Source organism: Rathayibacter sp. AY1H2 (assembly GCF_002931985.1).
Taxonomy (GTDB): domain Bacteria; phylum Actinomycetota; class Actinomycetes; order Actinomycetales; family Microbacteriaceae; genus Rathayibacter.
This window is the reverse complement of sequence record NZ_PSUV01000002.1, coordinates 20,725-43,892: the sequence shown is the minus strand read 5'-3', so window position 1 is coordinate 43,892 and position 23,168 is coordinate 20,725. Positions and strand designations below refer to the sequence as shown.

The window sequence follows — 23,168 nt, the reverse complement described above, 5'->3', positions numbered from 1 at the left end:
CTGACATGCAGAACGACCGCCCGGAGGAGGCGGTCGCGTGCGAGGGGTCTGCGCGTCGGTCCGCCTAGGAGGCGGGCCACCAGGGGCTTCGGATCGACGTGCGCACGCGGCGAGTCTAGGGGAGAGCCGGGCGGCGGCCAAGCGGTGTCAGGCGGCCGGCCGCTCGGTCGGCTCGCCCCGCAGGGTCCGGAGCAGGAGGGTCGCGCCGGCCGTCGCGGCGGGGGTGGCGACGACCGCGCCCCCGGGGACGAGGAACGCCAGGTAGACGGCGATGCCGAAGCCGAGCGAGACCGCGCGGTGCTCGCCGAGGAGGCGGCGGCGGTCGCGGAGGGAGAGCCCCCGGGCGTCGCCCGCGAACCCGGTCAGCTCGAGCGCGAGGGCCCTCCCGCCGACCAGGGCGCCCGCGACGAGGCCGACGATCGAGCCGACCAGCGGCACCAGGCCCAGCAGCACCAGGACCACGCCGATCCCGAGGGAGGTGGCGACCAGCACGGCGGAGTCGCGGAGGCCGCGGCCGACCCCCTGCCAGAAGGTGCTCTCGCGCTCGTCGGGCACGCCGCCGAGGTCGTCCTCGACCCGCCGCCAGATCCGCTCGTAGAAGGGGTCGCCGACCAGCAGGGTCACCGCGGCGAAGAGGACCACGCCGAGGGCGAGCACGGCGCCGACCACCGCGATCGAGAGCACCAGGCGGACGGTGGCGGCCGTGCCCTCGTCCCAGCCGCCGGCGAACGGGGTGAGCGCGGTCACCGCGTCCTGCACCCGCGTGAGCACCAGGACCAGCACGCCGACGAAGACCAGACCGACGATCAGGGGCGGGATCGCGCCGAGGAGCATCGCCCGCGGCGAGCGGACCCAGGTGCGGAAGCCGCGGAGGAAGAGCCGGGCACCGAGGCCGAGATCGCGGAGGACGCTCATCCCCCGATCCTCGCAGGTGGGTCCGGGTCGGGGGTCCGGCAGAACGCCCGACTGCACGGGACGTGGAACCTCAGACCCGCTCGAACGGAGCGAGCAGCCCCGCCATCGCCTTCGTCCGCGGCGCGGCGTACTCGTCGCGCCGCGAGGTGCTGACGCCCATCGCGACGAGCCCCTCCACCAGGCGCACCGCCGAGGCGACGCCGTCGATCACGGGCACGCCCAGCTCCCGTGAGAGGTCGCGGCACAGGTCGGCCATGCCCGCGCAGCCCAGCACGATCGAGTCGGACCCGTCGACGGCCAGCGCTTCGGCGCACTCCGCCAGGATCGCGCGGCGGGCGTCGGAGCGGGGGGCGTCGAGTTCGAGCACGGGGATGTCGCAGGCGCGCACCTGACGGCAGGCGTCGCCGAACCCGGCGCGGCGGGCGATGTCCCAGGCGCGGCCGCTCGTGCGCGAGAGCGTGGTGACCACGCTGAAGCCCCGGCCGACGAGCGCGGCCATGTGCATGGCGGCCTCGGCGATCCCCACGACCGGGCCGCTCGCGATCTCGCGCGCGGCATCGACACCCGGGTCGCCGAAGCACGCGACGACCGCGCCGTCGCTGCCGGCCGCCTCCGCCCGGGCGATCTCGTGCAGGACGCCGGGCACGGCGAGCGCCTCGTCGTAGTGGCTCTCGATCGATGCCGGACCCATCGGCGGGGTGACGGCCGTGATGTCGGTGCCGAGCGAGGCGACGGAGCGGGCGGCCCGGCCGATCGCCGCGGTCATCGCAGTGCTGGTGTTCGGGTTGACGACGGTGATGCGCATGGTGGTTCCTCGCTTCGGGTGCCGGGAGGGGGAGGGGCCCGCCCGGCCGCCGGTCCGCGGGATGCGGAGCGGCCGGGGCGGATCCCTCCTCCGTGCCGGCCGGATCAGACGGTCGAGCCGTCGCTGACGTTCTCGAGGTCCTCGTCGAGGCGCCCGATCCGCGGCGCGCGCCGCTCGAGCACAGCCATCGTGACGAACCCGAGCCCGCAGCCGAGGAACCAGCTGTAGTCGCCGAGCCAGGTGAACTCCGCGCCTCCCGCCTCCGCGATCCAGCGCGGCACGAGCACCGAGGCGACGGAGGGGACTCCGCCGATCACGGTCGCCCAGACGGCGTTGGGGTTGAAGCCGCGCGAGAACCAGTAGCGGCCCTTCTCGCTCATCGTGTAGAGGTCGTCCACCCAGACGCGCTGGCGGCTGATCAGGTAGTAGCCCGCGATGAGGACGCCGAACAGCGGTCCGATCAGCGCGCCGAGGATGCCGAGCGTGTAGTGGATGGCGGTGTCGTTCGAGTACCAGTTCCACGGGGTGAGCAGCACCGAGCCGACGGCGGCGATCATGCCGCCCATCCGCCAGCTGATCTTCTTCGGGTTGACGTTCGAGAAGTCGAACGCGGGGGAGATGAAGTTGGCGACGATGTTGATGCCGATCGTCGCGATGACGAACGTGAGCCCGCCCAAGAGCACGGCGAACCAGGTGTCGATCCGCTCGACGGTCTCGATCGGGTCGGTGATCAGCTCGCCGAAGACCGGCACGGTCGCCGACGCGGTGATCACGGTGAGGAGGGAGAAGAAGAGGAAGTTGATCGGGAGGCCGAGCAGGTTGCCGCGCTTCACGGCGCCGTAGCTGCGGGCGTACCGGGAGAAGTCGCCGAAGTTGAGCATCGGGCCCGAGAAGTAGGAGACGACCAGGGCGACGGCCGAGATCATCACCGGCACCGCGGCGGCGAGGTCGAGCGGCTCGCCGGAGCCGAGGGTGAGCGAGATGTTCTCCCAGCCCGCCTGCGACACCAGGTAGACGGCCAGCACGAGCATCACCACGTAGACCGCCGGTCCCGCCCAGTCGATGAAGCGGCGGATCGACTCCATGCCCCGCCAGAACAGCGCGGCCTGCGCGACCCAGAGGATCGCGTAGGAGAGGTAGCCCAGGGCCGAGAGGCCGAGGAACGACGCCTCGGGCGTGTTCAGGGCGGCCGTGCCCGGGAAGAACTTGAGGAAGACGATGTTCAGCGACTGCGCCGCCAGGTAGGTCTGCACGCCGTACCAGGCGATCGCGATCAGTCCGCGGATGATCGCCGGGATGTTCGCGCCGCGGATGCCGAAGATCGCCCGGTTGATGACGGGGTAGGGCACGCCGGTGACCTGGCTGGGCTTGGCGACGAGGTTGCAGAAGACCTGCACGATCACGATGCCCACCACCAGGGCGACGAGCACCTGCCAGCCGGCCAGGCCCAGTGCGAAGAGCGAGCCCGCGGTCACGTACCCGCCGACGCTGTGCACGTCCGACATCCAGAACGCGAAGATGTTGTAGCTCGACCAGCGCTGCTTCCGGAGCGGGGCGAGGTCCTCGTTGGAGAGGCGGTCGTCGTAGCCGGCGCTCGCCGCGGCGGCGGGATCCGGATCGACGGGGGGAGCGGTGACTCGGGGTGCGATGACGCGGTCGGACATGGGTGGATCCACCTCTCGGGCGGTCGTGCGCAGAGCGGCACGGAGCGGATGTGTCAGGGTGGTCGGGACGTCCGGCCGAGGAGGCGGGGCGTCGCGGAGAGCGTTCCGAGTGAAGTGATCACTTCACGCGGGCCACGCTACGAGTCGGGAGGCCGCCGCTCGTTTCGGCTCCGTTACGGCTGTGTGACGATCCGCGAGAGGGGACGGGCCATGCCCTCCGACGACACCGCGCCCGACGAGGCGGCCGCCCGGGCGATCGCGGACGGGGCCGGACTCGGCGCCCGGCTGCGGGAGCTGCGGCTCTCGGCGGGCCTGTCGCTGAAGGCACTCGCCGGGCGACTCGGCATCTCCGTGAGCGCCGTCTCGCAGATCGAGCGCGGAGCCATGCAGCCCTCGGTCGGCCGGCTGATCGCCCTCGTGGACGCGCTGGGGGTCCCGCTGTCCGCCGTGTTCGACCAGGGCGCGTCGGCGCCGGTCGAGACCGCGGTCGTCCGGGCGCGCGAGTCGGCGCCCGTGGCGCTCGAGGGCGGAGTGCTGTTCCGCCGTCTGGCGCCGCGTCCGCTGGACGCCGTCGACTTCTTCGAGTCGACCTACCCGCCGGGCTCGACCTCGACGGCGCACCGGCAGCTGCTCCGCCACGACGGGTTCGAGATGGGGACGGTGACGCTCGGAGAGCTGACGGTCGAGTTCGAGGACGAGTCGGTCATCCTCGGGCCGGGCGACGCCATCACGTTCCCGTGCGAGCGGCCGCACCGCATGGTCAACACGGGCTCGACCACGGCGATCGCGACCTGGCTGATCGTCCACCGCTGACACCGCGCCGGTGCTTCGTGCCGGACCCCTGGCGGCACCACCTGCGTATGGGACCCTGGTCCTCGCTCCTCCACAACGGGCGGACGACCGTCTCCTGTCCACACCCCGGTCGGGATCGGGGCGCGGCGGGCCCTCGGTGTCGGTACCGCCTGGTGGGCTGGTCTCCTCGACCGAGGGGTGCGGAACGTGGAGGAGCGGATGGACGGCAGGAACGACGAGGGGTGCCCGCGCTGGTGTACGGGTGAGCACGACGAGCTGGTCGCAGTGGCGGAGCGGCTGCACCGCTCCGCGGCGAGCTCGGTCCCGGTGGTGCTCTGGGCGGGCCAAGACGGGGCCGCGGGCGCGACGGTGCACGTCTCCCTATGCCGCCCGGGGGAGTCGGGGGAGGACAGGCTCCGCCTGGAGGCCGACGGGCTCGGCGAGGTCGACCTCGATCTCAGCTCGGGGTCGCGGCTGGCCGGCGCGGTGCTCCGGCTACTCGGCGCCTCGTGAGGTGCGCGGCGGATCGGGCGGCAGGAGGTCCGTCAGCTCGATCTCGAGCGCCTCGCAGAGCGCGAGGAGGGTGTGCAGCGTGGGGTTCGCAGGCGAGCCGGGCTTCGACTCGCCCTTCTCGAACTTCTGGTAGGTGTAGCCCGCGAGCCCGGCCGCGTGGGCGATCCGCTCCTGGCTGGCGCCCTTGGCGATGCGGGCCCGGTGCATGTTGGTGCCGAGCTCGCGGGCGTAGGTCGCCCAGTCGCGCTCGGGAGTGGGTGTCGACATGCCCGCCAGCTTCGGAGAAGTTCGGCCACGGGTCAGCCATACACGGATGGGAAATTCCCGGTGGTCATACCCGGGTGACCACCGGCGGCGCCTCCGGAGCCCCGAGGGCCCCGCGACGGCAGCGCCTAGTATGGCCGGGTGCCAGTGAACCCCGAACTCGTCGGGCGCGTCTTCGCGCCCACGGAGCCCTACCAGGTGGGGCGCGAGAAGGTGCGCGAGTTCGCCCGCGCCGTCTCCGCGACCTCCCCCCTGCACCACGACGTCGAGGCCGCCCGCGCCGCCGGGCACCCCGACCTCGTCGCTCCGCCCACCTTCGCCGTCGTCGTGCAGGAGTTCACGCTCCAGCAGCTGCTCGCCGAGCCCGACGGCAGGATCGACTTCAGCCGCGTCGTGCACGGAGACCAGCGCTTCGTGCTGTCCCGTCCGGTCGTCGCCGGCGACGAGCTGACCGCGACCCTCTCGGTCGCCGCCATCAAGAAGCTCGGCGCCCACTCGATGGTCACCACCGAGTCCCGCATGGTCGACGCGAGCGGCGAGCACGTCGTCACCGCGATCTCGACCCTCGTGGTCAGGGGAGACGAATGAGCACCGCACTGCCCGCTCTCGCCGAGCTGAGCGTCGGCCAGGTCGTCGCCGAGAGCCGCTTCCCGATCGACCGCGGCACCCTGGTGCGCTACGCGGGCGCCTCGGGCGACTTCAACCCCATCCACTACCGCGACGACGTCGCCGCCGAGGTCGGCCTGCCCGGCGTGCTCGCGCACGGCATGCTCACGATGGGCACCGCGGTGCAGGTCGTCGTCGACTGGGTCGGGGACCCCGGACGCGTGGTCGACTACCAGGTGCGCTTCACCCGCCCCGTCGTGGTGCACCCGCGCGACGGCGCCGCGATCGACGTGGTCGCCAGGATCGGTGCTGTGAACGCCGAGGAGGGCTGGGTCCGCGTCGACCTCGCCGTCTCGGTCGAGGGCCAGTCCGTCCTCGGCAAGGCCCAGGCACGGGTCCGACTCGCGTGACCTCCGCGCCGCTGCTCTCCGCCCTGACCACCCTCCGCGTCGGCGGACCCGCCGAGCGCCTCGTCGAGCCCGCCACCGAGGCGGAGCTGGTCGAGACGCTCGTCGGCCTGTGGTCGGACGACGAGCCGTGGCTGCTGCTCGGCGGCGGCTCCAACCTCCTCGTGGGCGACGACGGGGTCGAGGGCACGGTCGTGCGCGTGCGCACCACCGGCGTCGAGCGGCTCCCCTCCGACGAGCCGGGGCGCGTGCTCCTGCGGGTCCAGGCGGGCGAGTCGTGGGACGGCCTCGTCGCGACGACCGTGGAGCGCGGCTGGGCGGGCCTCGAGGCCCTCAGCGGCATCCCCGGCACGGTCGGTGCGTCGCCCGTGCAGAACATCGGCGCCTACGGCCAGGAGCTCTCGGACACGCTGGTCGCGGTCGACTTCCTCGACGAGGGCGCCCGCGAGCCCGTCCGGCTGACGGCGGAGGAGCTGCAGTTCGCCTACCGCACCTCCGTGATCAAGCAGGGCCGCCGGGGCGCGGTGCTGGCCGTCGAGTTCGCGCTCGAGGAGGTCGGCGCCGAGGGCGACGGCACTCCCGTCGCCTACGGTCAGCTGGCGTCGGCGCTCGGAGTCGCGCTCGGCGACCGCGTACCGCTCGCGCGGGTGCGCGAGACCGTGCTGGCGCTGCGTGCGGGCAAGGGCATGGTCCTCGATCCGGAGGACCCGGACACCGCGAGCGCCGGCTCCTTCTTCACCAACCCCCTCGTCACGAGCGCGTTCGCCGACTCCCTGCCGCCCGAGGCGCCGCGCTGGCCGGTCGAGCCGACGGCGGAGGCGCCCGTCATCACCCCGCTCGCCGCGGTCGAGGCAGGAGCGCCCGTCGGGCTGCCCGTGCCTCCCCGCGCCGACGGCCTGGTGAAGCTCAGCGCCGCGTGGCTGATCGAGCACGCCGGCGTCTCGCGCGGTTTCGCCCTGCCCGGCTCGCGGGCCGCCGTGTCGAGCAAGCACACCCTCGCCCTGACCAACCGCGGAGGAGCGACGGCCGAACAGGTCGCCGAGCTCGCCCGGTACGTCCAGGGCCGCGTCCTGGCGGAGTTCGGCGTGCTGCTGCACCCCGAGCCCGTCGTGGTCGGCACCGCGGTCTGAGTCCGCGCGGTCTGCGCGCGCAGGCCCCGCGCTCGCGGGGACGCGCGCCCTCCGGCCGCGGCCTCCTCCGGCTCAGCTGTCGCGGCGGATCCAGCGGAAGCCGAAGCGGCAGGCGACGAGCCCCACGACGAGCCAGATACCGAGCACCAGCGCGACGCCGCCGAGGTCCCACGACCCGTTCACCTCCGCCTCCTCGAACCCGCTCGGCAGGAACACGGCGCGCATGCCCTGCGCGATCCACTTGAGCGGGAAGACGCTCGCCGTGTTCTGCAGCCAGTCCGGCAGCGTCGTGAACGACAGGTACGACCCCGAGATGAACTGCAGCACGAGCAGCGGCGGCACGATCACGGCGGTCGCGCTCTTGCCCGAGCGGGGCAGCGCGGAGACGGCGATGCCGAGGATGGCCGACGTCGCGACTCCTGCCAGGTAGACCCAGGCGAAGGTCGCCCAGCGCCCGCTGTCGGTGGGCAGCTCGACCGAGAACACCGTCGCCGCGACGAGGAGCAGCAGGGCCGTCTGCGCGAGGCTCGTCACGAGCACCTGGCCGAACTTGCCGATGAAGTAGCTGAAGACCGGCAGCGGTGCCCCCGCGAGGCGCTTGAGCGTGCCGTCGCCGCGCTCGACCGCGATGTCGACGCCCAGGTTCTGGACGCCCGAGAGCAGGATCCCGGCCGCGGCGAGGCCCGGCACGTAGTACTCGGCCATCGGGATGCCCGGGTCCTGCGGGTTCGCCTGCATCACCGCGGTGTCGCCGAACGCGACCGAGAAGATCGTCAGGAGCAGCACCGGGAAGAGGAAGGTGAAGAACACCTGGTCCGGAGCGCGGAAGTACGAGCGGATCTCGTAGCGGGCGCGGGCGAGTCCGAGGCGGACGGTGCGTCCCGGGCCAGTGGAGAGGGTGCGGGGGCGGGTGGCGACGGCGGTCACGCGGGCTCTCCGATCAGGTCGACCGCGTCGCGGTCCTCGCGGATGAGGTCGAGGTAGATGTCCTCGAGGCTGGGGCGGACGACCTCGAGCGCCGTCGGCTCCCCGATCCGGGCGTGCAGCTCGGCGACGGTCCGGGCGGGCTCGGTGGTGCGCAGCCGGTGCAGCACGCCGTCCTCGCGCCACTGCACGATCGGGACGCGCGCCTCGTCCCCTCCGATCGCGCTCATCGGGCCGATGGCCAGGAGCCGCCCGCCGGAGATCACGGCGGCGCGGTCGCCGAGGCGGGCGGCCTCGTCGAGGTAGTGGGTGGTGAGCAGGATGGTCGTGCCCTCGCTCTTGAGCAGAGCGATCAGGTCCCAGAAGGAGTGGCGGGCCTCGGGGTCGAATCCCGTGGTGGGCTCGTCGAGGAACACCAGCTCGGGACGGCCGATGATGCCGAGGGCGACGTCGACACGGCGGCGCTGGCCGCCGGAGAGGCGCCCGATGCGCGAGCGGGCCTTGGACGTCAGCCCGACGGCCTCGATGGTCTCGTCGACGTCGCGCGGTCGCGGATAGAGGCTGGCGAAGTGCGCGATCTGCTCGCGGACCGTCGCGTTGCCGGACTCGCCGCTGGACTGCAGGACGATCCCCAGACGCGCCTTCCACGCCAGGTCGCCGTGGCGCGGGTCGACCCCGAGCACCGACACCTCGCCGCCGGAGCGGTCGCGGTAGCCCTCGAGGATCTCGATGGTCGTCGACTTCCCGGCGCCGTTCGGGCCGAGGAGCGCGAAGGTCTCGCCCCGGTGGATGTCGAAGGAGACTCCCGCGACCGCCGGAGCGCCCCCGTAGTCCTTCCGCAGGTCGCGGACTCGGACGGCGTGGTCTTCGCTCATGGTCACAGCGTGCCCTGTCGCACCCCTCCGGCGACAGTGATCCCCGATTTCCGCCTCCCTCTTGCCCTCCCCGCCCCGAGATGCCAGGCACCCCTCACCTGTCGGACAGGCGCGTCGCAGTACCCGCCGGTCACCGTGAGGCACGGTCGAGCGGCGACCGGCGATCCGCGTGTCGGCGGATCGTCGTCCGCGCTGCGCATCCCGCTCTCTGCGACGCACCTCGTCGTCGAGCCGGCCGCGGCCTATCGACGACGCAGGAGGAGAGGGGCTAGACGGTGCCGAAGAGCCGCTGCAAGCGGCGCACGCCCTCGAGGAGCGCGTCGTCGCCGAGGGCGTAGGACAGGCGGAGGTAGCCGCTCGGTCCGAAGGCCTCCCCGGGGACGGTGGCGACCTCGGCCTGCTCGAGGATGAGGTCGGCGAGCTCGAGGGAGGTCGTCGGGGTGGTGCCGTTCCACTCGCGGTTCAGCAGCCCGTTCACGTCGGGGTAGACGTAGAACGCGCCGCCGGGGGTGGGGCACTCGATCCCGTCGATCGCGTTCAGCTCGGCGACGATGGTGCGGCGGCGGCGGTCGAAGGCCAGGCGCATCTCCTCGGCCGGCTCCTGCGGGCCGGTGAGGGCGGCGATCGCGGCGCGCTGCGAGATGTTCGAGACGTTGCTCGAGAGGTGCGACTGGAGGTTCGAGGCGCCCTTGATCGCGTCGGCCGGGCCGACCATCCATCCGACGCGCCAGCCGGTCATCGCGTAGGTCTTCGCGACGCCGTTGACGAGGATCGTCCGGTCGCGCAGGGCCGGCACCGCCTCGACGATCGAGGTCGCGTGCTCGAGCGGGCTCGCGTCGTCCTGGTCGCCGGTGGAGTAGACGAGGTTCTGGTAGATCTCGTCGGCGATGATCCAGAGGCCGTGCTCCTCGGCCCACTCGCCGATCTCGCGGGTCTGCTCGGCCGAGTAGACGGCGCCGGTGGGGTTGGAGGGGGAGACGAACAGGAGCACCTTGGTGCGCTCGGTGCGCGCGGCCTCCAGCTGCTCGACCGTGACCAGGTAGCCCTGGTCGGCGCCCGCGAACACGTCCACCTGCACGCCGCCGGCGAGCTTGATCGCCTCGGGGTAGGTGGTCCAGTACGGGGTCGGCACCAGCACCTCGTCGCCGTCGTCGAGGAGGGTCTGGAAGGCCTGGTAGACGGCCTGCTTGCCGCCGTTGGTGACCACGACCTGCGAGGGGTCGACGGCCCATCCGGAGTCGCGCGCCGTCTTCTCCGCGATGGCCGCGCGGAGGTCGGGGAGGCCCGCCGCGGGGGTGTAGCGGTAGTTCCCCGGGTCGAGCACGGCGGCCGAGGCGGCCTCGACGATGTGCTCGGGAGTGAGGAAGTCGGGCTCGCCGGCGGCGTAGGAGACGACCGGGCGGCCCTGGGCCTGGAGGGCCTTCGCCTTGGCGTCGACCTTCAGAGTGGCGGACTCGGCGATGGCGGCGATGCGGGCGGAGATGCGCGTGGTGGAGGACACGACGGCCAGCGTATCCTGCGCGCGCACGGGGCTCCGAGGCCCCCCGCCGCTCGGCTGGACACGCCCAGCGGGTCCACGTACACTCGTCCGAGGTAGTCGATCTCTGCCCTCATCCACAGCGCCCGCGAGGGTCGTGGCGGTGGGGCGGCGGGTCGGTCTCCTCCTCGGATGCTCGCAACGGCATCCATAGGGCGGTGGCTCAATTGGTAGAGCAGCGGTCTCCAAAACCGCAGGTTGCAGGTTCGAGCCCTGTCCGCCCTGCACATCGATGCCCGTCGCACGCGGTCCCCGCGACGCTGCGGTCATCGGTCCAGGGCCGCCCATGACGGGCGGTCGGCCACACCGGAGGTTCCGGTGCGGGAAAGGTGCGTGCAGGTGGCCGGGAAAGCAGTCGACGAGCCGAGCGAGGACGTCGTCGCGATCGCCAATCAGCAGCGAGCCGCGCGGCGCAACCCGTTCGCGCGCATCGCCCTCTTCATCCGGCAGGTCATCGCCGAGCTGAAGAAGGTCGTGACGCCCACCCGCAAGGAGCTGGGCAATTACGTCGTGGTCGTGCTGATCTTCGTCGTCATCATGATGGCGCTGGTGTCCTTCCTCGACTGGGTGTTCGCCCTGGCCGTGACGTACGTGTTCGGCACACCCGCCGCCTGACCCGAGAGCATCCGGGCCGCGCGAGCGGAGGGTGCCGGCGACAGCGGGACGCGCCCCGAGGGGCGCGACCGATCGATCGAGAGAGAGTTGTGACGAGTGTCTGACAGAAACCGCGACGACGTCGACTGGGCGACGGCTGCCGAGCAGTCGTCGGAGGTCGAGGAGGAGCAGGAGGGCGACGTCCAGTCGCAGGCTGAGGACGCCGTCGAGCCCGCCGAGCAGGGTGCGCTGAGCATCATCGACGAGAACGAGTCCGAGGACGACCTCGCCTCCGACCTCGAGGCAGCGCTGGACGCCATCGGCTCGGTCGACGACCCCGAGGCCGACTCCGCGGTCGACGAGGCCGCGCACATCGACACCGTCGAGGAGGCCGAAGCGGCCCTCGAGGCCGTCGAGGACGAGGCCGAGGTCGCCGCCGAGGACGCCGAGTCCGCCGGTGAGGACCTCGCCGACATCGACCCGTACGAGGCCTTCCGCACCGAGCTGCGCGGCAAGCCGGGCAAGTGGTACGTCATCCACTCCTACGCCGGCTTCGAGAAGCGCGTGAAGTCGAACATCGAGAACCGCAAGGTCTCGCTCGAGGCCGAGGACTACATCTTCGAGGTCCAGGTCCCGATGGAGGACGTGGTCGAGATCAAGAACGGCCAGCGCAAGATGGTCACCCGCGTGCGCATCCCCGGCTACGTGCTGGTGCGCATGGACCTCAACGAGGACTCGTGGTCGGTCGTCCGCCACACGCCGGGCGTCACCGGCTTCGTGGGCAACGCCCACAACCCGACCCCGCTGCGCTTCGAGGAGGCCTTCACGATGCTGAAGAGCCTCGTCGAGATCAAGGACGTCGCCCCCTCGAAGACCTCCGGCGCCAAGGGCCAGAAGCAGGCCCAGCGCGTGCTGCCCGCCGAGGTCGACTTCGAGATCGGCGAGACCATCACCATCAAGGAGGGCTCGTTCGCGGGTCTTCCCGGCTCGATCAGCGAGATCAAGCCCGAGAGCGGCAAGCTCACCGTGCTCGTCTCGCTCTTCGAGCGCGAGACCCCGGTCGAGCTGTCGTTCGACCAGGTCACCAAGCTCTGACGCGTCGCCTCCGCGCCGCCTGAACGCCCCCTCCGCACGTCGGAGGGGGCGTTCGCCGTTCCGGGCGGCGCCCCCTCCGGCACCGCCCCACGCGCCCCCGGGCGTCGGCCCCTCCTCCGCCCTGTCGGGGGTGGCCCCGCTCGTGTAAGCTCGTACGGGTTTTCGTGTCGGCGCCCGCCTCTGTGCGCGCCGGACGACCCTCCTCCACCGCGATCCGGCACCGTCGGATGCGCGGGAGAGCGGCCGGGAGCCCCCGACCGCTCGAACCCTGAGAAAAGGAATCAGAATGGCCCCCAAGAAGAAGGTCACCGGCCTGATCAAGCTCCAGATCAAGGCCGGCGCGGCCAACCCCGCGCCCCCGATCGGTCCGGCGCTCGGTCAGCACGGCGTCAACATCATGGAGTTCTGCAAGGCGTACAACGCGCAGACCGAGTCGCAGCGCGGCAACGTCATCCCCGTCGAGATCACCGTCTACGAGGACCGCTCGTTCACCTTCGTGCTGAAGACCCCGCCCGCGGCGGAGCTCATCAAGAAGGCCGCCGGCGTCGCCAAGGGCTCCTCGACCCCGCACACCGTGAAGGTCGCGAAGCTCACCCAGGCGCAGGTCCGCGAGATCGCCGAGGCGAAGCAGGTCGACCTGAACGCCAACGACATCGACGCCGCCGCGAAGATCATCGCCGGCACCGCCCGCTCGATGGGCATCACGGTCGAGTAGCGCGACGCGCTGCTCGACGGCGGGAGCGACGCACCCACCGGCGCGGACCCACCGCGGAAGCCTCGAGAACCCGACGGCGGCCCCTCAGCGGGGTCGCACGCCCGGTCCGGATACGCTTCCGCGGGACCTCCCCGCCTCCCGCGAGCAGCAGTCACGGCCGCGATCGCGGCACCACCAGAACTCCATCACCCCCGTGGGAGAGCCCGCCAGGCTCTAGAACCACATTCTCGTTTCAAGGAGAAACAACATGGCACAGAAGTCGAAGGCCTACCGGGCCGCCGCGGCCAAGCTCGAAGAGGGCAAGTTCTACACGGCCGACGAGGCCGTCGCGCTCGCCCGCGAGACCGGTTCCGCCAAGTTCAACAGCACCGTCGAGGTCGCCCTCAAGCTCGGTGTCGACCCCCGCAAGGCCGACCAGATGGTCCGCGGCACGGTCATCCTGCCCCACGGCACGGGCAAGACCGCCCGCGTCATCGTGTTCGCGACCGGTCCGGCCGCCGAGGCCGCGCTGGCCGCCGGTGCCGACGAGGTCGGCGGCGCCGAGCTCATCGAGAAGGTCGCGGGCGGGTACACCTCGTTCGACTCCGCCGTCTCGACCCCGGAGCTCATGGGCCAGGTCGGCCGTCTCGGAAAGGTGCTCGGCCCCCGCGGCCTCATGCCCAACCCGAAGACCGGCACCGTGACCCCGGACGTGGCGAAGGCCGTGACCGAGATCAAGGGCGGAAAGATCGAGTTCCGCGTCGACAAGCACGCCAACGTGCACCTCGTCGTGGGCAAGGCCGCGTTCACCGAGGAGCAGCTCCAGGAGAACTTCAAGACCGCGCTCGACGAGATCCTCCGCCTCAAGCCGTCCTCCTCGAAGGGCCGCTACATCCAGAAGGCCGCCGTCTCGACGACCTTCGGCCCCGGCATCCCGCTGGACGTCAACGTCCTGGCCTGAGCCGAGCACGCACTGACGTGAGGAGGGGGTCCGCTTCGGCGGGCCCCCTCCTTCGTCGTCCCGGCATACTGGACCGGTGATCCGCCGCTCCGCTCCGCCACGCCTCCCGTGACCGTCCGCCGGGCGTCCCCCGCCGACGCCGAGGCCCTGGCCGAGCTGGCCGCCGCGACCTTCCCGCTGGCCTGCCCGCCGCACACCATCGCGGAGGCGAAGGCCGAGTTCGTGCGCACCGTGCTCTCGGTCGAGCGCTTCCGCGACCACCTCGCCGATCCGCTCCGCTCGCTCCTGGTCGACGACGACTCCGGCGCGCTGACCGGCTACGCGATGCTCGTGCGCGGGGAGCCCGCCGACGCCGACGTCGTCGCGGCGATCCGGCTGCGTCCGACCGTCGAGCTCAGCAAGTTCTACCTCCTGCCCGGCCGGCACGGCTCCGGAGCGGCGGCCGCGCTGATGGCCGCGACCCTCGAGGAGGCGCGGGCACACGGTGCCGCGGGCGTCTGGCTCGGCGTCAACGAGGAGAACGCGCGTGCTCAGCGGTTCTACTCCAAGCACGGCTTCGCGGTCGTCGGCCGCAAGCGCTTCCTTGTCGGCGACCGCTGGGAGGACGACTTCGTCCTCGAGCGCTCTCTCGCCTGACCCTCCCCGCGAGACGCCACCCGGGTACGCGGCACGCTCCGTGTGGCGTACCGGAGCGGCCTCTCGCGGAGATCAGCCCTCGGAGACGGTGAGGACGATCTTGCCGCGGGTGTGGCCCGTCTCGAGCTGCTCGTGCGCCTCGCAGGCGCGGGCGAGGGGGAAGATGCCGTCGATGAAGACGCGGACGTCGCCCGACTCGAGCAGGCGCGAGACCACGCCGAGGGTCGCCCCGTCGGGAGCGACGCGGTAGGTGGAGGCGCGGACGCCCGCAGCGGCCGCCTCCTCGAAGAACCCGGGCCAGCTCCCGGTGGGCGCGTTCACGATCAGGCCCCCGGGGCGGAGGACCCTCAGCGAGCGCGAGCCCGTGTCGTCGTGGACGTTGCCGACCAGATCGATGACCACGTCGACGCCCGACAGCAGCTCGTCGAAGCGCTCGGCGGTGTGGTCGATCACCTGCGCGGCGCCGAGCTCGTGCAGCCACTGCAGGTTGCGGGTCGAGCCGGTCGCGATCACCGAGGCGCCGAAGTAGGCGGCGAACTGCACCGCGAAGTGGCCGACTCCGCCCGACCCGGCGTGGATGAGGATCCGCTGACCCTCGTGCGCCTTGGCGAGCTCGACGACCATGCCCCAGGCGGTGAGCGCCGCGAGCGGGACGCCGGCCGCCTCCACGTGCGAGAGCGTCGACGGCTTCCGCGCGATGGAGACGCTCGGCACGCTGACGTACTCCGCGTAGGAGCCCGAGTAGCGCGGCACCATGACGAAGCCGTAGACCTCGTCGCCCGGCCGCAGCGGATGCGCCGGGTAGGGACTCGAGACGACGACGCCCGAGAAGTCGTGGCCGAGGACCGCCGGGTAGGAGGCGATCTGCGAGGCGACCCCCTGGCCCGCCCGCGTCTTCGCGTCGAGCGGATTCACGCCGGCCGCGACCACCTTCACCGTGAACTCGGCGTTGATGGCGGAGGGGGTCGGCACGGTCGCCAGGTGCAGGGCGGAGGCGTCGCCCGGCGCGTCGATCACCGCCGCCGTCATCGTGTCGGGGAGGACGACCTCCTCCGGGATCTCGCCGATCGCGAGGCCGTGCCCGAGCGCGCTGGTGTGCATCGTCGCCTTTCCTGTCGCTGAGGCGTGCGGGTGGAGCGTGCCGAGGACGTCGCCCCCGATCCCCGCATCCGACGCCGCGACCAGTCAATCGAGGCAATGAGTCGGCGCTGTTACGGGGGTGTCACCCTCGGGAGAAGATTGGCGCGCGGAGCCGCTGGCGCCCGGTCTGGCACGATGAGGGGATGCGACGCCGACGTACCCTGCTGGTCGGCGGTGCCCTCCTGGTCCTGGCCGGGCTCGTGGTCCTCCTGGCCGCCCGGATCAGCATCGGCACCAGCCGCTGGGTCTACGTCAGCGAGATGGGCGCGCCGGACCTGCCGACGGCGGGCGCCTTCGAGGCCGCCCTTCTGCTCGTGGCGGCCGGCGGCGCGCTGATCGCCGCGGGCGCCTGGCCGGTGCGCGCCCGCCTGCTGCCCGCCCTCCGCCCGGCGGGCGCCATCCTCCTGGCGGCCGCCTGCTTCGCGCTCGCCTCGCAGGTGACCTGCACGGCGGGCTGCCCGCTGCCGGTCGGGCCGGCCTTCCGCTGGCAGGACCTCATCCACACCTCGGCCGCCGTGCTCGGCTTCGGGGCCGCCTGCGCTGCGATGCTCCAGCTGGCGACCGTGCGGGGGCGCCCTGCGGTCGCGCGGCTCTCGCTCGCCGCCGGGATCTCGGTGGCGGTCGTCGCCGGAACGGGTGGGATCCTGTCGCTCCTGCGCGTGTGGCTGCGGCTCGGCGGCACGCTCGAGTTCGTGGCGACGGCGATCGCAGTGCTCTGGCTCGCGTTCGTCGGCCTGGTGCTCGCGCTCGAGGACCTCAGCGCCGAGCGAGCCAGCCGCGGACGTGCCCGCGGATCCGGTCCTGCTGAGCGGCGAAGCCCTCGTCCCGCGACGGCACCCGCTCGCAGTCCGCATCCGGAAGAGCCCTAGCCCACGCCTCCGCGACCTCGACCGGGTGCACGGGGTCGCGCTCGGCCGCGATCACCAGGGTGCGCGCGATGACCTCGCCCAGCTCTCCGGAGTCGCGGTAGGCGGCGTTCCGCGGGATCTGGGCGAGCCGGACGGCGCGCTCGGCCGCGCGCGGGGAGCGGAACTGCAGCGTCAGCGCCTCCGCCGACGCGGGGGACACCTCGGCGGCGCGCGCGAACAGGCCCGAGGCGCGGAATATCCGCTCGCCGCGCTTCGCGCCGCGGTCGTGCAGCAGCTGCGCGATGACGGGGAACACGGTGAGGTTCTCGGGCAGCGGCTCGGCGGTGAAGGCGGGACGCACGAAAACGGCGCGGTCGATCGGCAGCACGCGTCGGACCGCGAGGCGCAGGGCGATCGCGGCGCCCATCGAGATGCCGAGCACCGTGAGCGGCTTGTGCGCGGCTCCGGCGCGCACGACCTCCTCCGTCACCTCGTCGGCGAGCGCCTCGAGGGCGAAGTCGCCGGGCGCGCCGAGCAGCTCGGAGGCGCCGTGGGCGCGGACGTCCGGAGCGATGACCTCGCTGCCGGCGGGGAGGGCGGAGCGCAGCAGCCCCAGCGGCTGGGAGCGGTCGCCGCCCAGGCCGTGCAGGAGGAGGACCGTCACCGGGCGCGCGTCCGCTCGTGCAGCTCGGCCATCAGCATCCCCGCCAGCCGCACGAGGATGTGGATCTCGTCCTCGTCGCGGTCGACCCAGCGGGAGTTCGGCTCGCCCTCGATCGGCACGAAGTCGCGGTGCTGCTCCCAGACGACGAGCGTGCGCTCGGCGCCGAGGACGTACTGCTGCCAGAAGACCTGCCGCAGGTAGTGGCGCGGGATGCTCCGCCACGGCTTCGTCGTGGTCTTGATCTCGCAGAGCTCGAGCCGGCCGTCCTCGCGGAGGCCGATGCCGTCGGGCGTGGCGAGGTGGCGCCGCTCCTGGCTCGCGTGGAAGAGGGTGCTGCTGGGCTCGATCGCGTGCTCGCTCCGCACCCAGGCGGCGATCTCGGGCTCGCGGGCGCGGCCGTGGTCGGTGAAGGCGTTGCCGCCGAAGCCGGTGCCGTAGAGCTTGTCGAGCGCTGCCTTGCCGATCGCGGCGGGGGAGGAGAGGCGGGCGACGTCGGTCGCCGTGATGCCGCGCGAGCGGGCGCGGAGCCAGGCGACGCGGTCCGAGGAGTCGGCGACGACCCTCCGGAGGTGCGGGGGCTCGGCGTCCGTGAAGACGGGCTGCGTCTCCCAGGGGAAGGAGAGCTGCAGGTCGGGCACCGATTCATTCTCTGCCCCCTGCGGCGCCCGGTCGAATCGGCACGCCGACCCGCGGCGTCTCACCGGGGCGCGACGGCTCGCGCCGGCGGCTCAGGCGTCGAGGAAGGCGTCGACGTGCGCGGGGGAGAGGAGGTGGCGCCGGACCATCAGGGCGGCGCCGCGGACGCCTCCGCCCTGGGCCGCGGCCTGCACGATGTCGAGCGCGCGGGTCGCCAGGGGGAGGGAGCGGCGGTAGACGACCTCGCGGACCCCGGCGAGGACCTCGTGGCTGGCCTGGGCGATGCTGCCGCCGACGACGATGACGGACGGGTTCAGGAGGTTCACGCAGGTGGCGAGCACCTCGCCGATGTCGCGGCCCGCGGCGCGCGTGAGCTCGACGGTGGTGGGGTCCCCGCCGGTCAGCAGGGTGACGACGTCGGAGGTGCTGGCGGCGTCGATCCCGGACTCGGTCAGGCGGCGGGCGATCGCCGAGCCGCTCGCGATCGCCTCGAGGTCGGCCTCGCCGCGGTCGCCGGGGACCTGCACGTGGCCCAGGTCTCCCGCCGCTCCGAGGGCTCCGCGCTGCAGGGCCCCGCCGCTGACGATCCCGGCTCCGATGCCGGTGGAGACCTTCACGTAGAGGAGGTCGTCGACGTCGGCGTAGTGGTCGGCGTGCTCGCCGAGCGCCAGCAGGTTCACGTCGTTGTCGACGAGGACGGGCACGGGGAGGCGGCGGCCGACGAACTCCGGGATGTCGAAGCGGTCCCAGCCGGGCATGATCGGCGGCTTCACCGGGCGGCCCGTCGCGTGCTCGACGGGTCCGGGGACGCCGACGCCGACTCCCGCGAGCGGGCCGGCCGCCGGAGTCCGGCCGAGCAGGGCCGCGGCGACGTCGAGGGCGTGGCCGAGGACGGCGAGGGGGCCGTCGGCGATGGCGATGCTCTCGCGGCGGCGGGCGAGGACCGTGCCGTCGAGGTCGGTCAGGGCGACGACGGCGTGCGCGGCACCCAGGTCGACGGCGAGGAGGCTGCGCGCCCGCGGGTCGAAGGCCACGCGGGCGGCGGGACGGCCGCCGGAGGAGGGGGCGTCGTCCTGCCGGGCGACCAGGCCGGAGGCGGTGAGGACGTCGAGCTGGGCGGAGACGGCCGCACGCGGCAGGCCCGTCTCGGCGACCACGTCGGCCCGCGTCCGGGGCGCCCCGTCGGCCAGCAGGAGCAGCAGCTCGCCGACCGCGCTGACGGTGATGCGGCGGCGCGGGGACATGGCCAGAGTCAACCACAGCGCCCGTGCTTCTGTGCGGCGGGTGCCCGACTTGGCGGGCGCGCAGGGCTAGTTTTGCTTGTCCGTGAGCAAAAGTCCGCGTAGGGTTCGAGGCACACCTTCCGATGCGATCAGGAGCCCCACCGGTGGCCACACCCCCAGACCTCTCTGTCCAGCTGTACTCGGTGCGCGAGCCGCTCGCGGCCGATCTGCCCGCCACCCTCGACCGCCTCGCGGCGATCGGCTTCACCACGGTCGAGCTCTTCGGGTTCGTCGACCTGGCCGACGCCTACCGCGCGGCGCTCCCGGCCAGCGGACTGCGCGCTCCCAGCGCCCACGCGCGCCTCCTCGGCCCGCAGGGCGACGCCACCGTCGACGAGATCCTCGACACGGCCGCCTCGCTCGGCGTCGAGACCGTGATCGACCCCTTCGTCGACCCGACCCGCTGGACCACCGCGGACGACGTCGCCCGCATAGCCGACGAGCTGAACGCGCTGGTCGACTCCGCCGCGGCCCGCGGCCTGGTGCTCGGCTACCACAACCACGCCTTCGAGTTCGAGAACCGCGTCGACGGCCGCAGCGCCTTCGAGCACCTCGCGGGCCTGCTCGACCCGCGCATGGTCCTCGAGCTCGACACCTACTGGGCGGCCGTCGGCGGCGACGACCCGGTCGAGGTGCTCGGACGCCTCGGCGACCAGGTGCGTTTCCTGCACGTGAAGGACGGCCCGATCTCGGCCGACACCCAGGAGCAGCTGCCCGCGGGCGAGGGCGCGATGGACGTCCCGGCGATCCTCGCCGCCGCTCCGCAGGCCCTGCCCGTGCTGGAGTTCGACGCCTACGCCGGCGACATCTTCGAGGGCCTGGAGTCGGCCCACCGCTACGTCTCGGGGCTCGGCGCATGAGCGGCACCGGCCGCGTGGGCGTCGGCGTCATCGGCGCCGGCAACATCAGCACCCAGTACCTGACCAACCTCACCGTCTTCCCCGACCTCGAGGTGCTCTTCGTCGCCGACATCGACCTCGAGCGGGCGAGGACCCAGGCCGAGGCCTTCGGCGTCCCCGCCTCCGGCACCGTCGAGGAGCTCCTCGCGCACGAGGGCATCGAGATCGTCGTGAACCTCACGATCCCGGCCGCGCACGTCGAGGTCGCGCGCCGCGCGGTCGAGGCGGGCAAGCACGTGTGGACCGAGAAGCCCTTCTCGCTCGACCGCGACAGCGGGATCGAGCTGCTCGCGCTGGCGAAGGACAAGGGGCTGCGCGTCGCGACCGCTCCCGACACCTTCCTGGGCGCGGGCCTCCAGAGGGCGCAGCGCGTGATCGAGAGCGGAGCCATCGGCACGCCGCTCTCCGCCCTCACCCTCTTCCAGGGCCCCGGCCCCGAGTCGTGGCACCCGAACCCGGAGTTCTTCTTCGCCGAGGGCGGCGGACCGCTGCTCGACATGGGCCCGTACTACATCACCACGCTCGTGCAGAACCTCGGCCCCGTCGAGAGCGTCACCGCCGTCTCGTCCCAGGCCCGCGCCACCCGCGTGGTGGGCTCCGGCCCGAAGGAGGGCACCGAGTTCCCGGTGACCATCCCGACGCACATCGGCGGGCTGCTCCGCTTCGAGTCCGGGGCCTCGGCCCAGGGCGTGTGGAGCTTCGAGTCGAGCCTGCCGCGCACCGGCTTCGTCGAGATCAACGGCTCCGAGGGCACCCTCGTCCTCCCCGACCCGAACCAGCACGACGGAGAGATCACCCTGCACCGCCGCGGGTCCGCCGAGCCTGAGGTCATCGCGGCGACCGGCTCGACCGCCTCCCGCGGCACCGGCGTGCTCGAGCTCGCCCGCGCGATCCGGGCCGACCGCCCCGAGGCCGCCTCCGGAGACCTCGCGTATCACGTCACCGACGTGATGCTCTCGCTCCTCGAGGCCGCCGAGACCGGCGAGAAGGTCCTCGTCACCAGCTCCGTGACGCCCCGCCCCGCACTGCCCGAGAGCTGGGACCCGACCGAAGCGACCCTCTCCTGATGCCCGCGCCCCTGCGCGTCGGCGTGCTCGGCGGCGGCTTCATGGCGGCCGTGCACAGCCGCGCGGCCCGCAGCGCCGGAGCGGTGCTCGCGGGAGTCGCCTCCTCCACCCCGGAGAAGGGCGAGCGGGCGGCGGCCGAGCTCGGCGTCGAGCGCGCCTACCCGGACGCCCGGGCCCTGATCGAGGACGAGAGCATCGACCTCGTGCACGTCTGCACCCCGAACGCCACGCACGCCGCACTCGCGCTCGCGGCGATCGAGGCGGGCAAGCACGTGGTCTGCGAGAAGCCGCTCGCCGCGACGCTTCGGGAGGCGGAGTCGCTCGCTGCGGCCGCGTCCTCCGCCGGCGTGGTGGCGACCGTCCCGTTCGCCTACCGCTTCCACCCGATGGTGCGCGAGGCCCGTGCCCGCGTCGCCTCCGGCGAGACCGGCCGTCTGGTCACGGTCCGCGGGAGCTACCTCCAGGACTGGCTGCTGGGCGCCTCCGACGACAACTGGCGCGTCGACCCGGCCGCCGGCGGCCGCTCGCGCGCCTTCGGCGACATCGGCTCGCACCTGGTCGACCTGCTGGAGTTCGTCACCGGCGACCGGATCGACTCGCTCGCCGCGATCACGAGCACCGTCCACGCCGAGCGCGGCGGCCGCCCGGTGAGCACCGAGGACGTGGCCGGCCTGATCGTCCGGCTCGAGGGCGGCGCCGTCGGCACGCTCCTCGTCTCGCAGGTCACCGCGGGCCACCGCAACGAGCTGGTGCTCGAGGTGTCCGGGCTGGAGGAGTCGCTGCGCTTCGAGCAGGAGCTCCCCGAGACGCTGTGGGTCGGCCGGCGCGACAGCGCCCTGCTGGTGCCGCGCGACGCCTCGATCCTCGCGCCCGATGCGGCCCGGCTCTCGATCGTGCCGAGCGGTCATCCGATGGGCTATCAGGACGCCTTCACGGCGTTCGCCCGCGACACCTACGCCGCCGTGGCGGGCGCCGACGTGGAGGGTCTGCCGACCTTCACCGACGGCCTCCGCGCGGCGCGCATCACCGAGGCCGTGCTCGACGCGGCCGAGACAGGCGCCTGGGTGACCGTGCCCGCCGCCGACGACCGGACGGAGATCGCCGCATGAGCGACGAGAAGACCTACCCCGCCACCCACCCCGTGACGCTGTTCACCGGGCAGTGGGCCGATCTGCCCTTCGAGGAGGTCGCCCGACTCGCCGCCGAGTGGGGCTACGACGGACTCGAGATCGCGGCCTCGGGCGACCACCTCGACCTCAAGCGCGCGGACGAGGACGACGCCTACGCCGCCTCGCGTCTGGAGATCCTCGACCGCTACGGCCTCGAGGTCTTCGCCATCTCGAACCACCTCACCGGCCAGGCCGTCTGCGACGACCCGATCGACTTCCGCCACAAGGCACTCGTGCGCGACTACACCTGGGGCGACGGCGACGCGGAGGGGGTGCGGGAGCGCGCCGCCGAGGACATGAAGCGCTCGGCGCGGGTCGCCCGCAAGCTCGGCGTGGACGTGGTCGTCGGCTTCACCGGCTCGAAGATCTGGCCCTACGTGGCGCAGTTCCCGCCGGTGCCGGCCTCCGTCATCGACGAGGGGTACGAGGACTTCGCGACGCGCTGGAACCCGATCCTCGACGAGTTCGACGCGAACGGCGTGGTCTACGCGCACGAGGTGCACCCGTCCGAGATCGCCTACGACTACTGGTCGAGCGTGCGCACCCTCGAGGCGATCGGGCACCGCCCGGCCTTCGGCTTCAACTGGGATCCGTCGCACATGATGTGGCAGGACATCGACCCGGTCGGCTTCATCGTCGACTTCAAGGACCGGATCTACCACGTCGACTGCAAGGACACCCGCCTGCGCCCGAAGAACGGCCGCGCCGGCGTGCTCGGCTCGCACCTGCCGTGGGGCGAACCGCGCCGCGGCTGGGACTTCGTCTCGACGGGGCACGGCGACGTCCCGTGGGAGGACGCGTTCCGCGCGCTGGAGTCGATCGGCTACTCCGGCCCGATCTCCATCGAGTGGGAGGACGCCGGGATGGACCGCCTCCACGGCGCGAAGGAGGCCGTCGGCTTCATCCGCTCGCTGCTCTGGAGGACCCCGACCGCGTCGTTCGACGCCGCGTTCTCGAACCAGTAGCCGCGCGGCTCCCCTCGGCGGGATCCCGCTCCGGTCCGCAGGCCACGTCGCCCGCGCCGGATCGGGGTCATGCAGGCGGGGGTGG

General features: G+C 72.8%; 26 protein-coding genes and 1 tRNA gene. 16 read left to right on the top strand and 11 right to left on the bottom strand.

Going from position 1 to position 23,168, the window contains the following annotated elements; translation table 11 throughout:
- Positions 1 to 147: 147 nt before the first annotated feature.
- From C5C29_RS02430 to C5C29_RS02420, 3 genes are all read right to left on the bottom strand, one after another.
- On the bottom strand, positions 148 to 915 hold the full coding sequence (locus C5C29_RS02430; RefSeq protein ID WP_104223620.1) for an EI24 domain-containing protein: 768 nt from the start codon (positions 913 to 915) through the stop codon (positions 148 to 150).
- 70 nt (positions 916 to 985) lie between these two features.
- Positions 986 to 1,720: an aspartate/glutamate racemase family protein gene (locus tag C5C29_RS02425; RefSeq protein WP_104223621.1), complete on the bottom strand. Its 735-nt coding sequence runs from the start codon at positions 1,718 to 1,720 to the stop codon at positions 986 to 988.
- A 104-nt stretch (positions 1,721 to 1,824) separates the two neighbouring features.
- Complete coding sequence (locus tag C5C29_RS02420) at positions 1,825 to 3,384, bottom strand: NCS1 family nucleobase:cation symporter-1 (protein WP_104223622.1); 1,560 nt, start codon at positions 3,382 to 3,384, stop codon at positions 1,825 to 1,827.
- Positions 3,385 to 3,594: 210 nt separating this feature from the next.
- On the opposite strand from C5C29_RS02420, the gene C5C29_RS02415 reads away from it, so the two are divergent.
- A complete protein-coding gene (locus tag C5C29_RS02415) occupies positions 3,595 to 4,197 on the top strand; it encodes a helix-turn-helix domain-containing protein (RefSeq protein ID WP_104223623.1) in 603 nt (200 codons plus the stop codon).
- Positions 4,198 to 4,395: 198 nt separating this feature from the next.
- Complete coding sequence (locus C5C29_RS02410) at positions 4,396 to 4,689, top strand: DUF6907 domain-containing protein (protein WP_104223624.1); 294 nt, start codon at positions 4,396 to 4,398, stop codon at positions 4,687 to 4,689.
- Here the strand turns inward: C5C29_RS02410 and C5C29_RS02405 are convergent.
- Complete coding sequence (locus C5C29_RS02405) at positions 4,672 to 4,956, bottom strand: helix-turn-helix domain-containing protein (RefSeq protein WP_104223625.1); 285 nt, start codon at positions 4,954 to 4,956, stop codon at positions 4,672 to 4,674. The genes C5C29_RS02410 and C5C29_RS02405 overlap by 18 nt on opposite strands.
- A gap of 138 nt (positions 4,957 to 5,094) precedes the next feature.
- Between C5C29_RS02405 and C5C29_RS02400 the strand changes: the two genes are divergently transcribed.
- The 3 genes from C5C29_RS02400 to C5C29_RS02390 are packed head-to-tail and all read left to right on the top strand — an operon-like array spanning position 5,095 to position 7,096.
- Positions 5,095 to 5,541 (top strand): MaoC family dehydratase N-terminal domain-containing protein, encoded by a 447-nt coding sequence (locus C5C29_RS02400; RefSeq protein ID WP_104223626.1) that lies wholly within the window; start codon positions 5,095 to 5,097, stop codon positions 5,539 to 5,541.
- Positions 5,538 to 5,969: a MaoC/PaaZ C-terminal domain-containing protein gene (locus tag C5C29_RS02395; protein WP_104223627.1), complete on the top strand. Its 432-nt coding sequence runs from the start codon at positions 5,538 to 5,540 to the stop codon at positions 5,967 to 5,969. The genes C5C29_RS02400 and C5C29_RS02395 overlap by 4 nt, the downstream gene beginning before the upstream one ends.
- The gene (locus tag C5C29_RS02390) at positions 5,966 to 7,096 is read left to right on the top strand and encodes a UDP-N-acetylmuramate dehydrogenase (RefSeq protein WP_104223628.1); all 1,131 of its coding nucleotides are present in this window, start codon (positions 5,966 to 5,968) and stop codon (positions 7,094 to 7,096) included. Before C5C29_RS02395 ends, C5C29_RS02390 begins: the two co-directional genes overlap by 4 nt.
- Positions 7,097 to 7,168: 72 nt before the next feature.
- Here C5C29_RS02390 and C5C29_RS02385 read toward each other — a convergent pair whose 3' ends face one another.
- The 3 genes from C5C29_RS02385 to C5C29_RS02375 all read right to left on the bottom strand — a co-directional run bounded on the left by C5C29_RS02385 (position 7,169) and on the right by C5C29_RS02375 (position 10,405).
- Positions 7,169 to 8,023: an ABC transporter permease gene (locus C5C29_RS02385; RefSeq protein WP_104223629.1), complete on the bottom strand. Its 855-nt coding sequence runs from the start codon at positions 8,021 to 8,023 to the stop codon at positions 7,169 to 7,171.
- Positions 8,020 to 8,895, bottom strand: a complete 876-nt coding sequence (locus tag C5C29_RS02380; protein ID WP_104223630.1) for an ABC transporter ATP-binding protein — start codon at positions 8,893 to 8,895, stop codon at positions 8,020 to 8,022. The genes C5C29_RS02385 and C5C29_RS02380 overlap by 4 nt, the downstream gene beginning before the upstream one ends.
- A gap of 268 nt (positions 8,896 to 9,163) precedes the next feature.
- Positions 9,164 to 10,405, bottom strand: a complete 1,242-nt coding sequence (locus tag C5C29_RS02375; RefSeq protein ID WP_374953262.1) for a pyridoxal phosphate-dependent aminotransferase — start codon at positions 10,403 to 10,405, stop codon at positions 9,164 to 9,166.
- A 179-nt stretch (positions 10,406 to 10,584) separates the two neighbouring features.
- On the opposite strand from C5C29_RS02375, the gene C5C29_RS02370 reads away from it, so the two are divergent.
- From C5C29_RS02370 to C5C29_RS02345, 6 genes are all read left to right on the top strand, one after another.
- Positions 10,585 to 10,657: transfer RNA gene (locus C5C29_RS02370), tRNA-Trp, on the top strand.
- 114 nt (positions 10,658 to 10,771) lie between these two features.
- On the top strand, positions 10,772 to 11,047 hold the full coding sequence (gene secE, locus C5C29_RS02365; RefSeq protein WP_068208793.1) for a preprotein translocase subunit SecE: 276 nt from the start codon (positions 10,772 to 10,774) through the stop codon (positions 11,045 to 11,047).
- Positions 11,048 to 11,143: 96 nt separating this feature from the next.
- Positions 11,144 to 12,121, top strand: coding sequence for a transcription termination/antitermination protein NusG (gene nusG, locus C5C29_RS02360; RefSeq protein ID WP_104223631.1), 978 nt, complete (start codon positions 11,144 to 11,146; stop codon positions 12,119 to 12,121).
- A gap of 286 nt (positions 12,122 to 12,407) precedes the next feature.
- Positions 12,408 to 12,836: a 50S ribosomal protein L11 gene (gene rplK, locus C5C29_RS02355; RefSeq protein WP_104223632.1), complete on the top strand. Its 429-nt coding sequence runs from the start codon at positions 12,408 to 12,410 to the stop codon at positions 12,834 to 12,836.
- Between the two features lie 247 nt (positions 12,837 to 13,083).
- A complete protein-coding gene (rplA, locus tag C5C29_RS02350; RefSeq protein ID WP_104223633.1) occupies positions 13,084 to 13,776 on the top strand; it encodes a 50S ribosomal protein L1 in 693 nt (230 codons plus the stop codon).
- 108 nt (positions 13,777 to 13,884) lie between these two features.
- Positions 13,885 to 14,412: a GNAT family N-acetyltransferase gene (locus C5C29_RS02345; protein ID WP_104223634.1), complete on the top strand. Its 528-nt coding sequence runs from the start codon at positions 13,885 to 13,887 to the stop codon at positions 14,410 to 14,412.
- Between the two features lie 72 nt (positions 14,413 to 14,484).
- Here C5C29_RS02345 and C5C29_RS02340 read toward each other — a convergent pair whose 3' ends face one another.
- Positions 14,485 to 15,513: an NADP-dependent oxidoreductase gene (locus C5C29_RS02340; protein ID WP_374952914.1), complete on the bottom strand. Its 1,029-nt coding sequence runs from the start codon at positions 15,511 to 15,513 to the stop codon at positions 14,485 to 14,487.
- A 182-nt stretch (positions 15,514 to 15,695) separates the two neighbouring features.
- Between C5C29_RS02340 and C5C29_RS02335 the strand changes: the two genes are divergently transcribed.
- Entirely contained in the window at positions 15,696 to 16,421 is a 726-nt protein-coding gene (locus C5C29_RS02335; protein ID WP_104223635.1) for a DUF998 domain-containing protein, read from the top strand.
- Here the strand turns inward: C5C29_RS02335 and C5C29_RS02330 are convergent.
- From C5C29_RS02330 to C5C29_RS02320, 3 genes are all read right to left on the bottom strand, one after another.
- Positions 16,309 to 17,064 carry an alpha/beta fold hydrolase gene (locus tag C5C29_RS02330; protein ID WP_181065521.1) on the bottom strand — a complete coding sequence of 252 codons (756 nt, stop codon included), beginning with the start codon at positions 17,062 to 17,064 and terminating at the stop codon, positions 16,309 to 16,311. The two genes, C5C29_RS02335 and C5C29_RS02330, sit on opposite strands and share 113 nt — an antisense overlap.
- The gene (locus C5C29_RS02325; protein WP_104223661.1) at positions 17,061 to 17,693 is read right to left on the bottom strand and encodes a YqaJ viral recombinase family protein; all 633 of its coding nucleotides are present in this window, start codon (positions 17,691 to 17,693) and stop codon (positions 17,061 to 17,063) included. The genes C5C29_RS02330 and C5C29_RS02325 overlap by 4 nt, the downstream gene beginning before the upstream one ends.
- Before the next feature lie 99 nt (positions 17,694 to 17,792).
- Positions 17,793 to 18,944 carry an ROK family transcriptional regulator gene (locus C5C29_RS02320; protein WP_104223637.1) on the bottom strand — a complete coding sequence of 384 codons (1,152 nt, stop codon included), beginning with the start codon at positions 18,942 to 18,944 and terminating at the stop codon, positions 17,793 to 17,795.
- A gap of 143 nt (positions 18,945 to 19,087) precedes the next feature.
- Here C5C29_RS02320 and C5C29_RS02315 point away from each other — a divergent pair, with 143 nt between their 5' ends.
- The 4 genes from C5C29_RS02315 to C5C29_RS02300 are packed head-to-tail and all read left to right on the top strand — an operon-like array spanning position 19,088 to position 23,083.
- A complete protein-coding gene (locus tag C5C29_RS02315) occupies positions 19,088 to 19,843 on the top strand; it encodes a sugar phosphate isomerase/epimerase (RefSeq protein ID WP_258059739.1) in 756 nt (251 codons plus the stop codon).
- A complete protein-coding gene (locus tag C5C29_RS02310) occupies positions 19,840 to 20,949 on the top strand; it encodes a Gfo/Idh/MocA family protein (protein ID WP_104307920.1) in 1,110 nt (369 codons plus the stop codon). The genes C5C29_RS02315 and C5C29_RS02310 overlap by 4 nt, the downstream gene beginning before the upstream one ends.
- Complete coding sequence (locus C5C29_RS02305) at positions 20,949 to 22,058, top strand: Gfo/Idh/MocA family protein (protein ID WP_104266757.1); 1,110 nt, start codon at positions 20,949 to 20,951, stop codon at positions 22,056 to 22,058. Before C5C29_RS02310 ends, C5C29_RS02305 begins: the two co-directional genes overlap by 1 nt.
- Positions 22,055 to 23,083, top strand: coding sequence for a sugar phosphate isomerase/epimerase (locus C5C29_RS02300; protein ID WP_181128719.1), 1,029 nt, complete (start codon positions 22,055 to 22,057; stop codon positions 23,081 to 23,083). Before C5C29_RS02305 ends, C5C29_RS02300 begins: the two co-directional genes overlap by 4 nt.
- The last annotated feature ends 85 nt before the right edge of the window (positions 23,084 to 23,168 follow it).